The organism is Chryseobacterium contaminans (assembly GCF_001684955.1).
Classification (GTDB): Bacteria; Bacteroidota; Bacteroidia; order Flavobacteriales; family Weeksellaceae; genus Chryseobacterium; species Chryseobacterium contaminans.
The window spans coordinates 1-15541 of the sequence record NZ_MAYF01000357.1 but is presented as its reverse complement, the minus strand read 5'-3'; the positions used below and the strand labels follow the sequence as shown (position 1 = coordinate 15541).

At 35.8% G+C, this 15541-nt stretch carries 13 protein-coding genes; 1 reads left to right on the top strand and 12 read right to left on the bottom strand.

The window, feature by feature from the left end; all coding sequences use genetic code 11:
• Positions 1 to 486 precede the first annotated feature (486 nt).
• From BBH99_RS21115 to BBH99_RS21095, 5 genes are all read right to left on the bottom strand, one after another.
• Positions 487 to 3672: an efflux RND transporter permease subunit gene (locus tag BBH99_RS21115; protein ID WP_066700351.1), complete on the bottom strand. Its 3186-nt coding sequence runs from the start codon at positions 3670 to 3672 to the stop codon at positions 487 to 489.
• A gap of 7 nt (positions 3673 to 3679) precedes the next feature.
• On the bottom strand, positions 3680 to 4741 hold the full coding sequence (locus BBH99_RS21110; RefSeq protein WP_066700350.1) for an efflux RND transporter periplasmic adaptor subunit: 1062 nt from the start codon (positions 4739 to 4741) through the stop codon (positions 3680 to 3682).
• A 6-nt stretch (positions 4742 to 4747) separates the two neighbouring features.
• Entirely contained in the window at positions 4748 to 6100 is a 1353-nt protein-coding gene (locus tag BBH99_RS21105; protein WP_066700347.1) for a TolC family protein, read from the bottom strand.
• Positions 6101 to 6186: 86 nt separating this feature from the next.
• Positions 6187 to 6780, bottom strand: coding sequence for a TetR/AcrR family transcriptional regulator (locus BBH99_RS21100; RefSeq protein ID WP_066700345.1), 594 nt, complete (start codon positions 6778 to 6780; stop codon positions 6187 to 6189).
• A 227-nt stretch (positions 6781 to 7007) separates the two neighbouring features.
• Positions 7008 to 7835 carry a CvfB family protein gene (locus tag BBH99_RS21095; protein WP_066700343.1) on the bottom strand — a complete coding sequence of 276 codons (828 nt, stop codon included), beginning with the start codon at positions 7833 to 7835 and terminating at the stop codon, positions 7008 to 7010.
• A 130-nt stretch (positions 7836 to 7965) separates the two neighbouring features.
• Here BBH99_RS21095 and BBH99_RS21090 point away from each other — a divergent pair, with 130 nt between their 5' ends.
• Complete coding sequence (locus BBH99_RS21090; protein WP_066700341.1) at positions 7966 to 8412, top strand: hypothetical protein; 447 nt, start codon at positions 7966 to 7968, stop codon at positions 8410 to 8412.
• Between the two features lie 486 nt (positions 8413 to 8898).
• On the opposite strand, the gene lpdA is transcribed toward BBH99_RS21090, so the two are convergent.
• From lpdA to BBH99_RS21055, 7 genes are all read right to left on the bottom strand, one after another.
• Positions 8899 to 10302, bottom strand: coding sequence for a dihydrolipoyl dehydrogenase (lpdA, locus tag BBH99_RS21085; RefSeq protein ID WP_066700339.1), 1404 nt, complete (start codon positions 10300 to 10302; stop codon positions 8899 to 8901).
• 127 nt (positions 10303 to 10429) lie between these two features.
• A complete protein-coding gene (locus tag BBH99_RS21080; protein WP_123873234.1) occupies positions 10430 to 10771 on the bottom strand; it encodes a hypothetical protein in 342 nt (113 codons plus the stop codon).
• A gap of 109 nt (positions 10772 to 10880) precedes the next feature.
• Entirely contained in the window at positions 10881 to 11540 is a 660-nt protein-coding gene (locus tag BBH99_RS21075) for a DUF2306 domain-containing protein (RefSeq protein ID WP_066700335.1), read from the bottom strand.
• Between the two features lie 57 nt (positions 11541 to 11597).
• Positions 11598 to 12731: a helix-turn-helix domain-containing protein gene (locus BBH99_RS21070; RefSeq protein ID WP_066700330.1), complete on the bottom strand. Its 1134-nt coding sequence runs from the start codon at positions 12729 to 12731 to the stop codon at positions 11598 to 11600.
• 70 nt (positions 12732 to 12801) lie between these two features.
• A complete protein-coding gene (locus tag BBH99_RS21065; protein WP_066700328.1) occupies positions 12802 to 13194 on the bottom strand; it encodes a cupin domain-containing protein in 393 nt (130 codons plus the stop codon).
• Positions 13195 to 13212: 18 nt separating this feature from the next.
• Positions 13213 to 14298 carry a glycosyltransferase gene (locus BBH99_RS21060; protein ID WP_066700326.1) on the bottom strand — a complete coding sequence of 362 codons (1086 nt, stop codon included), beginning with the start codon at positions 14296 to 14298 and terminating at the stop codon, positions 13213 to 13215.
• Between the two features lie 821 nt (positions 14299 to 15119).
• Positions 15120 to 15541 (bottom strand): integrase core domain-containing protein (locus BBH99_RS21055; protein ID WP_165601866.1); only part of this gene is annotated, 422 nt, incomplete at its 5' end.

Here is a 15541-nt window from a genome sequence, read left to right as displayed (position 1 = left end):
GTCTAAAATCATTAAAGAATAGGTATTAAAAAATGTTCAGATTAAATACGGTTGTACTACCCATTACTCATTTTCAATACATAGTACAGCTATGAAAGGCTTCCGGTGCATTCCGGAAGTCTTTTTTATTATTAAAGTTGTTTAAACTTTACATAACCACAAAAACTTTCTTTTAAAACACTTTAGTTCACAGTAAGTTTAAAATAATTCTGCAGAAAAGTTCACTTAAGATGAAAATCAAAGATTTTCATTAAACTTAGGGGTACTTAACTATTATGCATAAAGTTTGGTTCTAAAAAATCTTAGGTGTTAAATTTTTTCCTCCTTCGTTGGAATGACAAGGATGAGTGTATTATCAAAAATAGTAAATCATTTAACAACAAGTATTTTTTCCAAAGTATAAATTATTCGTGCATTAGTGGCCAAACAAAAAAGCGCCTCAGAAAATCTGAGGCGCTTTCGATTAATTAAAGGTATATGATATTTTTATTTGTCTAAATGCTTAGGTGTAAAACCATCTTCATTTAATTCTCTGTGTACATAATCTGCCTTCATTTCAGCTTCGTAGTCTACTTTATTGTCTTTACCCATTCTTCTCAGGATAGAGTCAAATAGAGAGTATACTACCGGTACAATAATCAAGGTAAGGAATAGAGACGATGTAAGACCACCGATTACTACCCATGCAAGACCTTTGTTCATCTCAGCTCCGGCCCCTGTTGCCAATGCGATCGGTAACATACCGAAGATCATCGCAATGGTTGTCATCAGGATCGGACGAAGACGGGCGTGGTTAGCCTGAATTAACGCATCATGAGTGGTTGCTCCCGCTGCTTTTCTTGCATTAGTAAAGTCAACGATCATAATCGCGTTCTTCGCTACCAATCCGATCAACATAATCATCCCCAGCATCGTAAAGATGTTCAGTGAGTTAGCGGTTAAGGCAAGGATTACCATTACCCCGATCATCGCCAACGGAATAGAGAACAATACCACGAAAGGATATACGAAACTGTCATACAATGATACCATTACAAGATATACCAATACGATAGCCGCTAATAACGCGATTCCTAAAGTACCGAAACCTTCCTGCTGGTTCTCCATATCCCCACTCCAGATATAATCTACACCGATAGGTTTTTTCTCATTCATGAACTTAGCAGCCCATTCGTTTGCTACGTCCCCAACCGGTCTACCTACTGCTTTAGCTCTTACTTTTACCGAAGGAGATTTATCTCTACGTTCAAGCAAACTTGGCCCTGAACCCATTTTTACTTCAGCAAACTGGCTTAAACGAACCTGCTGCCCCTGAGGGTTTGTAAACATAAGGTTTTTAACATCGTCAATAGATTGTCTGTTCAAATCTCCGAAACGGATGTTAATGTCATATTCGTACTCTCCTGCTCTGAATTTTCCATCTGTATTCCCGTTAAATGCAGTCTGCATTGTCTGTCCTACACTTGAAAGATTTAAGCCCAGAGAAGCCATTTTATCTCTGTCGATATTCACCTGAACTTCCGGGTTACCAGAGTCAGTTGATAATTCTGCATCTACTGCTCCAGGAACTTTTTTCAATAACTCAAGGATTCTGGTTGCTTCTTTTACAGCCGTTGCATTATCCGGAGCTGTTACTACCATTTCAATTGGAGCATTTTCCGCCCCCATGATACCGATTGGAGCGGTTTTAAACTCAACTCCTGTAAATTTCTCTTCTAAGGCTCTTTTTACTTTTGCAGCCTTGATGTTGGTACTTTCAGAACGCTCAGATTTGTCTGTTAGGTTAACCTGGACCTCAGATTGGTAAGTTGTTGCCTGAGCACCTCCAAAACCTGTAGACTGCTGTCCAACCGTTGTAATTAAGTCTACAACGTCTTTATCGTTTCTTAAGAACTTCTCAACCTCTAAGGTTAATTGGTTGGTTTTTTCAACGGTAGCATCTTTTGAAAGCTCCATCTGTACTAAGAACTGACCACGGTCAATCGGCGGGAAGAATTCTCCTCCGATAAATCCGAAGATAACTAACGAGAATGAACTGATCAGAATAATGAATGTAATCACAACCGTAGAAATTCTTCTTAACGTTGTTTTCAGACACCATTCAAGGATATCTGTGATCCAGTGTGTGAATTTGTCGATTAACCCTTCAAACCAAAGGATGAATTTCTCAAACCAGTTTTTACCTGTTAAGTGCTCCAGTTTCCCGAATCTTGATGATAACCAAGGAATGATGGTAAATGAAGCCAATAACGAAAGTAAAGTTGCAATAACCACCGTGACGCAGAACTGTGCCAGGATGTTCGCTACAAGCCCTGAACTCATTGCAATCGGTAAGAATACCACTACAATTACCAATGTAATCGCTGCAACAGTAAATCCAATTTCTGATGCTCCGTCATATGCCGCTCTGATCTTGCTTTTACCCATCTCCATGTGACGGTAGATGTTCTCCAGTACCACGATCGCGTCATCCACCAGGATACCTACCACAAGCGATAGACCTAGTAAACTCATCAAGTTCAAAGTATATCCCATCAGGTTCATTCCGATGAACGCTGCCACCAATGAAGCCGGGATAGATACCATTACGATGAATGCATTTCTGATACTGTGAAGGAACAATAGCATCACAATGGCCACAAGGATGATCGCTAAGAATAAGTCGAAAATTACGTGGTTAGCTGATTCAAGGGTAAATTCTGTAGTATCGTTTACGATTTTTACTTTTACTCCCTGAACTTTGTATGCTTCTTCTACAGTTTGAATGGTTTTCTGAACACTTTCAGACACAGCTACCGCGTTCGCATCAGACTGCTTTTTCACCTGCATTAAGATTGTCGGGAACTGGTTGAATCTCGCTACTTTTTCAACATCTTTCTGAGAGTCGAAAACGGTTGCGATATCAGATAAACGAACCTGTGCTCCATTCTTGTTGGAAACGACAAGGTTGTTCATTTCCTCAATAGACTTATATTTTCCTGATAATCTGATCGTAGATTTAGTAGTTCTTGTTTTTAAGCTACCTGTAGGGAAATCTAAGTTTGAAGAAAGGATTGCCTGCTGAACATCTCCAATAGAAAGTCCGTATCCCTGCAATTTCTTCTCATCAAGATTCACCTGGATCTCTCTCTCCTGTCCACCCACAAGGTCAACCTGAGCAACTCCGTTTACACGGGAGAAAATAGGTTCAATCTTTTTATCCAGTAAGTCGTAAAGATCTTTACTGTTTAATTTATCAGATGAAATACTCATCGTGATAATTGGTAAGTCATCTAGTGAGAATTTATTCAGTGAAGGGGCTTTTACGTCATCCGGAAGGTCTCCCAGGATAGCGTTTACCTTTCTCTGAGCATCATTCAATGCAAAATCTACATCGGCACCATTGTTCAGCTGAACCATGATCACGGATAAACTTTCATATGAAGAAGATTCTACTTTTTTTACGTTTTCCAAAGATCCTACGGCATCCTCAATCTTTCGGGTAACGGAGGTTTCCACCTCTGCAGGGGAAGCTCCCGGATACACCGTGGAAATGGTTACCATGTTGGTTTCAAACTTCGGAATCAATTCGTATCCCATGAGCGTATAGCTCAGGATACCTCCCAGCGTCAGAATTGTAAATAATACAATTACCAACGAGGGTCTTTTAATCGATATTTCTGCTAACTTCATATATCGTTTACTTTATAATGTTCACTTTAGATCCGTTGTCCAGGTTGATCTGTCCGCTGGTTACCACTTGCTCACCACCATTCAGTCCGCTTAGTACCTGTACTTTGTCTCCGTAAACTTTTCCAACAGTTACTTTAATCAATTTAGCAACACCATTCTGAACAACAAATAGCTGTCCTGAACTTACTCCGTTTACAAACGCTTCTGCAGGAACTGTCAGCATATTCTGAGTTTCTGCCCCATGGTTTGTTTTAAAGGTAGCCGTTGCATACATCCCTGCTTTTAAGTTTCCTCTGTTCTGAACTTCAATTTCAACCGGGAAATTCAAAGAAGCATCACTTTTAGGAGCGATAAATGTAATTCTACCTACGAAAGAATCTTCCGGTAAAACATTTACTTTAATGGGAACTTCCTGACCTAACTGGATTTTTCCGATCTGGCTTTCATCCACTAAAACAGAAAGTTTTAAGCTGTTGATGTTAACGATCTCAAACATTGCTGTTCCAGGAGAAACTACTGTTCCCGGCTCAACCATTTTTTTGTTGATGGTACCGCTGATTCCTGCACGAATGCTTGTATCATTTACTTTAACACCTTGTGCTCTCACAGCAGCCTGCATATTTTTCAGCTGTAGTCTTGAGTTGTCAAGCTGTTGTTTGGTAACCCCACCTGTTTTGTATGCGTTTTCGTAACGTTGGTTATCAATAATAGCATTCTGTAAGTTATTTTGAGCCTGAGTAACGTCAACTTCGATAGCATCTCTTTTAATGGTTGCTAAAACCTGCCCCGCTCCTACTCTTGAACCTTCTTTCACCAAAACGCTCACAATACGTCCTGAAATTTCAGAAGACTGGTTCATTTCCTGTTTAGGAATGAAAGTACCGTTGGCTGAGTAATCTGTATCGATATTCTCTCTTGCAACAGTTACGATGTTTACATTGATTTTATCTACCTGCTTGGCAACCTCCCTTACTTCCTGAGTCTGTTTCTCTTTGTTACCTGCAATCTTGTAAGCTGCCAACCCAACCAGTACAGCTGCTACGATGATATATATTAAAGTTTTTTTCATTGCTTATTATGGGTTTTGTAATGTGTTTAATTCTCCTTTTGCTTTCATCAACTGAATTTCAGCCTGCTTGTAATCTAGCAAGGCATTGGCATAGTTTTGCTTGGCTTCTGTTAATGAATTATCTGTATCCAATAGATCTGTAAGTGTTGCTAAACCGTATTGATAGTTGGATTGTGTATTTGCCTGTACTTTTTCTGCCAGTGCCACATTATCCTTCATACTCTGAATATTGATTAAAGCATTTTCCATATTGGTAGTTGCATTTTTATAATCTAAATTCAGGCTTAGCTGAGTGTTTTCAATATCCTGATTAAGGTCCTGGATATCAATTTCTGCCTGCTGGATCTTAGATTTGGTAGCTCCACCCGTAAAAATCGGAATATTTACGTTTAATCCTACTGATGCTGCATCACTCCAGTTTACGCCATTATTTAATCCATTGAACCAAGGGAATTTTGTTCCCATTCCGTACCATCCGTAATTAGCCTGAAGGCTTACTGTAGGGTAAAGGAATGCTTCAGTAGCTTTTTTATTGAATTGTAAAAGCTCCATTTGCTTTTTAAGAACTTTTACTTCGGATCTGTTATCTAGGTTAATTTGCCCTGCAATAAGCTCCGGTCTTGGTTCTATGGTTTTTTCTTCCAGCTCAATCTGAGAATCTATAGGAATCCCCATATAAAACTTCAGAGCATTTTTGGAAAGCTCTACTCCATTGATAAGCTTTTGCTTATTGGAAGCGATATTTGTAAGCTGAACATTGGTTCTGTCAAGATCAATTGGTTTTGCCAAGCCATTATCTACCAGACTTTTAATAATATTTCTTACTTTTTCAGTATTGGCATAGCTTGTTTCCAATGTTTTCAGGTTCTCTTCCTGTACAAATACATTGTAATATGCTGTGGCAACATTCACAATGATCTGTTCATTGGTTAACTGAGAGTTCAGTACATAAAATTCTCTGGTAGACTTTGCAGCCTTCAAGCCAATGAACACTCTCTGATCAAACAAAGCCTGATTCAATGAAGCGGAAATGCTGGAATTCCACGGCTGCCCCATTTTGAAAATGTTTCGCTGGCCCATGATCTCTACTACAGTTTCCTGAATAATTGGGTTATAAGAAACTCCTCCGGCAACACTGATCTGTGGAAGGGCTCCGGCTTTAGCCTCATCAATTTTATATTCGGCTTTTTTAACCTGTAAGGCAGCTTTTTTAGCCTCTGCCTTATTCTGGAGTGCCTGTTTTATTGCTTCCTGCAGAGAAACCTGCTGCTGGGCAGACACCGATGAAAAACCGAAAATCATAAATGCTGCAGCTATCCCAATCTTTAGCTTTTTAGCAGTTATACGTTTTCTTTTCATAATTTTATACTTCGTTTATTTTTTTAATTCTTATTCTTGCTTTTATTTCTAACTGACGAATCGTTTTAAGAAATACTTTAGATTTTTTAATTTTTAAATAACATATTGATGATAATCTCTTTTCTCTCCGAAATGATCTTATCATATTCCTCGTCATTAATCAGAAGATTCTCCATAAATAATGGTCTTATGGCACTCGGAAATACCAATAAAGAAACCATATTCAGAATAAACTGTACGGGAGCCATTTTTTCAATATTTCCCAATTCCATTTCCTTTTTAATATCTTCATATAACTTATCTAAAATATCTTCTTCAATTTCTCTGTGATGACAAGTTCCTTTATTGATCTGTGAAACAATATAAGTTTCCAGATACGGATATTGAAGGCTCGTAGAAAGACTGCTTTCTATAAACTTGCTGATCTTCTCCTTGAAGGGAAGATCCGAATTCTGAATGATCTTTGATTTTTCCTGCTCTACTTTCTGTGCTTCATCAAAGATGATCTGAATCAGTTTGTCTCTTGACCGGAAATAATAATTAATAAGGGTTCTATTCACTCCTGCTTCATCGGCGATCTCCTGCGTAGTAGCATCAAATTTTCCTTTCACAAAGAATAATTTCTTCGCTGTCTCCTTGATCAATTCCTGTGTTTGGTCTTTTTTTGCTTGATTTGACATTTTTGTTAAACAAATTTGTGCAAATTTAAAAGGAATTTTGTTTTTGACAAAATTGTTAAACAAAAAAATTAAACATAATTGTTATGATTTACATCATATTTTAGCAATAAAGTTTGGAATTTCAAGATTGAATAATATTAGGAAATATACTCTGAAAATCTTGTTATAAAAGGATTCAGAAATAGAGCAATAAAAAAAAGAGCAGAAAATTCTGCTCTTTTTTTATTTTATAATAATTTTATTTTGTCATCTGAAATATCGATGATCTTATCTTTATAGAGTCCTCCGATGGCTTTCTTAAAATTCTTTTTACTCATCTGAAGCTCATCTTTGATTTCTTCAGGAGTAGATTTATCGGAGACATACAGAAGTCCGTAATTCTCTTCCAGCTTGTCTAAAATCTTTTGTTTGAACTCATCAATGTTTTCAAATCCTTCCGGCTGTAGGGAAACATCTATTTTTCCGTCTTCACGAATCGCTTTAATGTATCCTTTCTCTTCAGACAACGGATACAGCTTCTTGAAAACATCAGAAGCATATATCAAACCAATATATTTTTTATTGATGACCACATTCCATCCCAGTTCACTTTCATTCATCATAATAAGATCTACCTTATCTCCTTTTTTGAAGGGAAGATCCTGATATTGAGGATTTCTCTTGAACTTGGTGGTTCCGGTAATCAGTTCCATATCCTCATCTACATAAAGATAAACAAGATATCTCTTACCTTCAATAATCTTGGTTTTCTGTTGTTTGTATGGAACAAATAAATCTTTAATAATTCCCCAATCCATAAAAGCACCGCTTGGAAGGCTCTGTACACAGCTCATTACTGCAAATTCACCTACTTCTGCCAACGGGATTTCAGTAGTAGCTTTCAGTTTATCATCATCCTGATATACAAAAACCTCAACATATTCTCCCACTTCCTGTTCTTCACGAATGAAAATTTTAGGAAGAAAAGCTTTTTCTCCGGATTCTTCGTCTATTAAGATCCATCCTGAATTGAGTTTTTCTGAAATTTGTAAATTCTGAGTTTTTCCGAGTTGCATTGATGATAAAATTAGCTGACAAAGGTACGGAAATTTGAAGATTATAACCTAGTGAATACTTTTAAGAATCATTTTTATCTTTACAAAAGCTTTTAAAAGCTATACATTTGAATAGAAAAAACTAAAAAACATGAGAAAATATTTCGCTGTAACATTTCTTCTATCCATCATGATGGCCAATGCTCAAATATTGGATAAAACAGCAGTGAATCTGGCCTACCGTTATACAGGGAGGAATGTTTTACAGGCCGGGCTGGAATTCAGATTCGGAGAATCTAACTATAAATCTGTAATTATAGGACCTTCTATCCTGTATACACGCATTAATGAAACCAATAAATTTATTCCGGAGGCCAATATTAATTATATCAATAATGGTTTATTATATGGAGCTTCCATCAATCCATATGCTATAGAACCCAGAATTGGAATTTCATTATTTAATCTGCTATTCCTCAATACCGGTTATGCTTTTCCAATTCACAAGGAAAAATATTTTAAAGGCATCACTGTTGGGGTTCAGTTTAATATTGCTCCCAATCATTCGAAATTTTATGATAAGATGAAGGTGATGTAAATCTTCCGGGTACTTAATGGTATCCGCTTATTTGTTCTCTCGCAGATCTGGCTGATTTCGCAGATTTTTTTTATAATTGATACATTGCAGGGTTCAATATCTGTGGAATCTGCAAGAGAAATTTAGATTCCATGCTATACTTCGTTTCGCTCTGAATGACAAAAGCAGTTATGAATTCATTTAACTATGGAAAAAATTATAGGAGATAAATCATCTTGTAGATAAATTCATAGGATCAAAAATCTGTGTCGTCTGTAAAATCTGCGTGAAAAATATATCCAACATTCAATTTTATCGAAGATAAAATCGCCTTACAGCAGCATTTGTTTCAAAAAATTGCAGCACTGTGATTTCCAAGATATTTGCAAAATTGAGATTGCTTCACCCTCGGTTCGCAATGACCAAACATTTGTTATTATACAATACAAAAAAGAGGAGCTATTGCTCCTCTTTTACTATTTAAATGATTATATTTTTAATCAAATATTACATGTGGATAGGTCTTTTTGCTGTAGCATCCAAAGCAGCTTCTTTAATAGCTTCTGCATAGGTTGGGTGAGCGTGAGAACTTCTTGCAATATCTTCTGCACTTGCACGGAATTCCATTGCGATTACTCCTTCAGCAATAAGGTCAGCAGCTCTTGCTCCCACGATATGCATTCCTAAAACTTCGTCAGTTTTTTCGTCTGCAATAATTTTAACAAGACCATCGATATCACCACTTGCACGGCTTCTACCTAAAGCTCTCATTGGGAAAGAACCCACTTTGTAAGCCACTCCTTCTTCTTTTAACTGCTCTTCAGTTTTACCAACTCCTGCAACTTCCGGCCAAGTATAAACAACACCAGGAATTAAGTTATAGTTGATGTGAGGTTTTTGTCCAGCCAAAGTTTCAGCTACAAAAACTCCTTCTTCTTCAGCTTTGTGAGCAAGCATCGCACCTTTGATAACGTCTCCGATTGCGTAGATGTTAGCAACATTAGTCTGAAGGTGGTCGTTTACTTTTACTCTTCCTCTTTCATCTAATTCTACTCCTGCTTTTTCAAGACCAAGACCGTCTGTATAAGGTTTTCTACCTACAGAAACCAAACAGTAGTCTCCTTCTACTACTACTTCTTCTCCTTTTTTATCTTTAGCGGTGATCTTTACAGTATCTCCGTTTCTCTCCACTGCAGAAACTGCTGTAGAAAGCATAAACTTCATACCTTGTTTTTTAAGAACCTTAGTTAATTCTTTACTTAAAGCTCCATCCATTCCAGGAATGATTTTATCCATGAACTCAACTACAGTTACCTGAGCTCCTAATCTTAAGTATACAGATCCTAATTCAAGACCGATAACCCCACCTCCGATTACTACTAAATGCTTAGGAATTTCCTTAAGGTTTAAAGCTTCAGTAGAAGTGATTATTCTTTCTTTATCAAGGGAAATGAAAGGTAAAGTAGATGGTTTAGAACCAGTTGCAATGATGGTATATTTAGATTCAATAGTTTCAGAAGAACCGTCATTTTTAGTGATTTTGATCTGAGTTGCAGATTCAAAGCTTCCTACTCCTTCAAAAACCGTAATTTGATTTTTGTTCATCAGGTAGCTGATTCCATCTGTATTCTGCTTAATCACTTCGTTTTTACGTTCAATCATTCTTGCGATATCCGCCTGAGGCTCGTTGATGATGATTCCGTGACCTGCAAAATTGTGTTTTGCATTTTCGAAATGCTCAGAGCTGTCAAGAAGTGCTTTTGACGGAATACATCCAACGTTAAGACAAGTTCCGCCTAAAGTTGAATATTTTTCAATAATTGCTGTTTTGAAACCTAACTGCGCTGCACGGATCGCAGCTACATAACCACCAGGACCAGAACCTATTACGGTAACATCGAATTGACTCATGTTATTTTATGAATTTGTTTATTATTATCTATCTTAATTCTCACAAATTTACGTATAAATTACCAAGCACCAAAGTGAGTTTTATCAATTTTGAGATCAAAAAAAATTAAATACCTTAACGCGGCTATCAATCTAGCTGTAATCTGCCTTGCCCGATGGTTACTATACTGTCAAAAAATGAACCTCCATAAACATACCACTCAAGACTTTCAAGATATTCTGCTGCATTTTCCGGAGTGATCTGTGAACGGTCTTTTTTTGAAACGATTCCTTTGTACCATCTTCCTGATTTAGAATAATGCTCATATTCAACAAAATAATGTACCCATATTCTCTGGCATAGCTTGCATTGCTGAATGCTTACTTCTCCATATCTTCCGTTCGTATGATCTATCCCTACTTCCGAACTTCTGTATTCAGTATAATTATGATCTGGTTTTTCACAAGCGCATCCTATTTTAGGAATCATTTTCATTGTATTTCTTATTTGAAGCACAAAAGTACTAAAAACCGATTAACCTGAAATCAGAATCAACAATACACATCAAGCAAGAGATTCTTTCTGCTTACAAAGTTTTTTATTCACTTAATCTGACATCTTGTTTTTTCAATCGGATATAAATTTTAACGTTAAAAAAAATCATAATCAAGATCATTAACAAAGACGGAAGAATCTGGCTATAGGGCTTATAATCCGGCAAAATAGTTCCGATAAAAGCAGATAAAAGTGCTCCCATAGCACTTATCATTTTACTGGAATGCTCATAGCGCCACAGATTACCATATTGGGATGCCGGAATACAATAACGGAAAACATCATATGAAACCACCAGTAACAAATATCCTACACCAGAATAAATAACCATTGGATTCCAGTAAAAGCCGATGAATTTAAGATAATATATAAACACCAGAGCAATGGCTAAAGCTCCCAACATTGCCAAAAGGTCTTTTACATAAAAGCGGTTTGATTTTTCTTTCAAAATCCTGAATCCGGAATACGTGTTGTAGGCAGCCAAAATGGTAATCAATAATAGAAACAGGTTTCTTTTAAATACAATAACCCCGAAGGCTCCGGTTGTTACCACAACAATCATACAGTACACAAATAAGTACCCGAGTTTTATGTGTAAAAGAGTGCCTTTTGTTTTGAACAGAATCAGAAATCCGATTATTAATGCAATAGTTCCACTGATGACATGAGCAATAATGTTACTTAAATGAAGAGGTGTGTCCATAGTTTTTTGATGGCAAAAATCCCATAAAACATAAGACTAATCGTCCTAAATGATCGGTTAGGACTCTTTTCCAACAGATCCGGACTTCTTAAATTCAGATGGAGTAATTCCTGTTTCTTCCTTAAAGATCTTATTGAAAGTAGACTTTGAATTAAAACCAGATTCAAAAGCAATTCCTAAGATTGAATATTTTTCAAATTCGGAATCTCTCAGTTTTCTCTTAACCTCTTCTACTCTATAAGCATTTACGAACTTATAAAAATTGGTATTAAGCTCCTGATTAATTACCTGAGAAAGCTGATGGGTAGAAATATTCATTAATAAAGATAATTTTTGCAGGCTTAGCTCTTCATCAAGATAAGGCTGGTCTGTTTTCATGAATTCTAAAAGCTTTTGAGAAATAGCATCGGAACTGTTTCTATTTTGAACATTGGTTTTCGATTGTTGTTTCACGACCATAGCTGCGTCAAGAGTTCCCTGCTGATTGAAAACTATGCTTTGCCTTAAACTAAAGAATACAATACAGAATAAATATCCGCTTTGTACTACAGCAACCGTTTGAAAGATCTTATCAAAAGGAATCACATCCGTTCGTGTTCCTAATGCAATCATGCAGAAAACTCCAATAAAAAGGATAATTAAGGAAATAATAATATACTTCAGCCAGTTAAGATTGATCTTTTCAAGAGCAGAATAATATTCAGCGAGCATATTCTGATATTTTCTTAACGCCAGAAAGCATAAAATAATATATATGACAGGCACAGCAGCCATTGGAAAGGTCAATAAATTCAACATCCTATTGTGATGTTCTTCAATAAAGAAAGGGATGCTGTTTTTAAATTCAATCCGGCTATAAAATGTTGAAATCACAATAAAAATCAAGCTGTAAATGATAAAAAATAAAGAATGCCTGATTAAGCTACTTAAGCGAAACTGAATATTAAAAGTAATGGAAATAACATACAAATAAAGCATTCCCATACTCAACACCGGAAGGGCAAAACCGAAGGACTGTAATATTTCAGGAAATAGGGATGGAAATAAATAGTATGTGAGATTAGCAATACCAATCAACAGCCAAACGATAAGATAATGATCAGAAGAAACCTTTTTCTTTTTGGAAAGCAGTAAAGCGATACACATCAATGCAATAGCGATCCCCGAAAAAGCAATTCCTTCCAATACCATATTAAGTAATTGATTTTGAAGTGTGAATGGGCAAACCAAACATCAAAACAATTTGTACCAATTGTAAGACTTATTTATTTAAAAACCGGATATTTTCTTCATGTCCTTCTTTCAAATAGGTAGCCGTAAAAACCAGTGGTTTTTCTTTTGAAGCATTATCAAAATGAAGGATATTAACATTTTTGGGTTCATAAAAAGCATCTCCTTCATGAAGCACGATACTTTCTTCCCCTTCTATCTGGAAGACAGCCTCTCCAGATTTTATAATTCCTATGACAGGGCAAGGATGCAAATGCCTGGGAGCTGTCTGCCCTCCTTCCATTGTTATTTCCTGAACTTCAGCAACAGTAACTTTCTGATTCATTGAAGCTTTCAACAATTCTTTTCTGGCTATCGGGCTTTTTTGAGCCATTGCTGTTACAGAAATCAGTATGGAAGCAATACATATGGCTGTTCTTATCATAATCCTTAGTGGTATTGATTATTTTTTATAGATTAGGTCCAATAATACCTTTTCGTATTTATCTAATATAATATTCTTTGAAAATCTGGATTTAATGGAATTCTTAATAGCATCACGATTATAATTCTCATGCGTCACTTTAATAATCTGCTGTGCAAAATCATCATAATTCTCAATATTTGCAATTTCGCCGTTCACATTATGCTGAATGATCTCATTAATCCCTCCCGGACAATTATTGGCCAGCGAGTAAGTTCCGCAAGCTCCGGCTTCCAGAAGTACATTGGGGAAACCTTCATATCTTGAAGAAAGGATAAACAAATCCGCATACTTTAGAAACTGGTAAGGATTTTCCTGTCTGCCATGGAAAATAACATTTTTTAATCCTAGAAACTCTTTCATCTGAAGCAGAACTTCCCTGTCTTTTCCATCACCCAGAATATGAAGCATAATGTTTTCACTTTTAAGCCTTGAAAACACTTTTAACAGGTTATCAAAACCTTTTCTGGCTGATAAATTACCAATGGCCACAACATTTTTATAGTTGTATTTGAACCCTTCTGGTTTTAAAGCAACACTCAGCTTTTCATTAATAAAATCAAAGTCCACAGGATTATTGATCTTGACAATTTTTTTCTTCTTGATGTTAAAATTATCAACCAGATCTTTCATCATATCGTCACTTTGTGCAATGATTTTCTGGTAATTATTATAAAAATTATAGAAAAATTTGATTTCCTTTCTCGTAACATGCTGAGTCACTACATTCGTTTCCCTGGCAATGAATTTTGTTCTTGGGAAAAGCTTGATAAACAGAGACAAATAAGCATTTACTTCTCCAAATCCTGAAAATACAATATCAGGTTTCCTTCTGTAGATCTCTCCTAAAATAGGTTTCAGAGAATGCCTGATTCTTTCTGTATTGATATCGATGATTTCAACATCTTTTTTCAGGAAATTTAAATATCCACCCTGCTTACGTAACAGCAAAATCTTAGGCTCAAAACGATCCCTGGAAAGATGATTTGCTATAGTGGTAACTATCCTTTCTGCGCCCCCGGTTTCTAGATCCGGCAGAATAAATATGACAGATATTTTTTTCATCAGTTAAAGTTAGTAAAAAGTTTAATTACAAGTCAAATATTCCTTCTGTCATTGCCGGCAAAACAAAATAATTAAATATGCGTTTGTTGGAATTCACAAAGATGCAATTTTTTTAATATCTGCTGCTTTAAGGCGCGAGGATTTTATCTTCGATAAAATTGAGTGTGGATAGATGCTCTCGCAGATTTGGCTGATTGAGCAGATTATTGTCATAAACGCGCGAATAATTTTATTTATTCATAAAAATCTATGTGCTTAAAATTAAAGCCTTTTTTAAACTATATAGCACATAGACAATTGATAGCAGGTTTATTATTCTAAAAGTAATTTTCAAAGAAAAAACCGGTACCGGGAATTGAATCCAGTTAGGTTTAATTTCCGGGTGGTTCAAAACCCATTTATCTAATTCTGAACTATTTTTTATACTGTCATTTACAGGGATTGTTGTATAAAGGACATTGTTATGAATGTTATTCTTTAAATATAATACTAGAAATCTTTTATTCAGATTTTGTGGCCCTTTAGAAAAAGGCATCTTTCCATCACATCGACCTTTATACTCTTTATCATCGACCTTAAATGTGTACAGATAATGATAACCAGTACCTCTTCCATATGGTTTAATTTAATGAGTTGTACCGATAGCATATTCCCCGTTTTTCAGATAGTTTTTCTTGAAATCCTGCCTAAAAAAGTAGTCGTAAGTAATAACTCCTATGATGATAAAAAATAAAATTACAAGGTAGTTTTTCTTTAAAAACTGCATTTCGTATATTATTAGTTTTTTACGAATGAGTCGTCCTAAAATAGGTTGACATAAATTAAACAATATTTGATCCGGAGAGATGTTTTATTTCTTCGGATTTTTTATGCACTTTATCTGGAGTTTGCATATTAAGGCTTAAATGTGGTCTTTTAGTATTATAAAGATAAATACTTTCTTTTACTAATGAGCTTAGATCTTTCATATTCTTTGTTCTATAAAAAAGGAATTCTTGTTTCAATATTCCATTAATCCTTTCTGCCAGTGCATTTTGATAGCAATCATAACCATCAGTCATTGACGGTTTGATTTCATTCTTATTCAGTATTTTCTGGTAGTAACCAGAGCAATATTGCAAACCTCTGTCTGAATGATGGATTAATGGATCACTTGAACTTCTATTTTTTATTGCCATTTTTAAAGCTTTTGCAACATTTTCAGTGTTCATATTTGAACTTAATGAATATCCCATTATCTTTC

What these genes read in the sequence shown, in the direction of transcription:
- BBH99_RS21115 (WP_066700351.1), bottom strand. Translation starts at nt 3,672, where the DNA reads ATGAAGTTAGCAGAAATATCGATTAAAAGACCCTCGTTGGTAATTGTA.
- BBH99_RS21110 (WP_066700350.1), bottom strand. Translation starts at nt 4,741, where the DNA reads ATGAAAAAAACTTTAATATATATCATCGTAGCAGCTGTACTGGTTGGG.
- BBH99_RS21105 (WP_066700347.1), bottom strand. Translation starts at nt 6,100, where the DNA reads ATGAAAAGAAAACGTATAACTGCTAAAAAGCTAAAGATTGGGATAGCT.
- BBH99_RS21100 (WP_066700345.1), bottom strand. Translation starts at nt 6,780, where the DNA reads ATGTCAAATCAAGCAAAAAAAGACCAAACACAGGAATTGATCAAGGAG.
- BBH99_RS21095 (WP_066700343.1), bottom strand. Translation starts at nt 7,835, where the DNA reads ATGCAACTCGGAAAAACTCAGAATTTACAAATTTCAGAAAAACTCAAT.
- BBH99_RS21090 (WP_066700341.1), top strand. Translation starts at nt 7,966, where the DNA reads ATGAGAAAATATTTCGCTGTAACATTTCTTCTATCCATCATGATGGCC.
- lpdA (WP_066700339.1), bottom strand. Translation starts at nt 10,302, where the DNA reads ATGAGTCAATTCGATGTTACCGTAATAGGTTCTGGTCCTGGTGGTTAT.
- BBH99_RS21080 (WP_123873234.1), bottom strand. Translation starts at nt 10,771, where the DNA reads ATGATTCCTAAAATAGGATGCGCTTGTGAAAAACCAGATCATAATTAT.
- BBH99_RS21075 (WP_066700335.1), bottom strand. Translation starts at nt 11,540, where the DNA reads ATGGACACACCTCTTCATTTAAGTAACATTATTGCTCATGTCATCAGT.
- BBH99_RS21070 (WP_066700330.1), bottom strand. Translation starts at nt 12,731, where the DNA reads ATGGTATTGGAAGGAATTGCTTTTTCGGGGATCGCTATTGCATTGATG.
- BBH99_RS21065 (WP_066700328.1), bottom strand. Translation starts at nt 13,194, where the DNA reads ATGATAAGAACAGCCATATGTATTGCTTCCATACTGATTTCTGTAACA.
- BBH99_RS21060 (WP_066700326.1), bottom strand. Translation starts at nt 14,298, where the DNA reads ATGAAAAAAATATCTGTCATATTTATTCTGCCGGATCTAGAAACCGGG.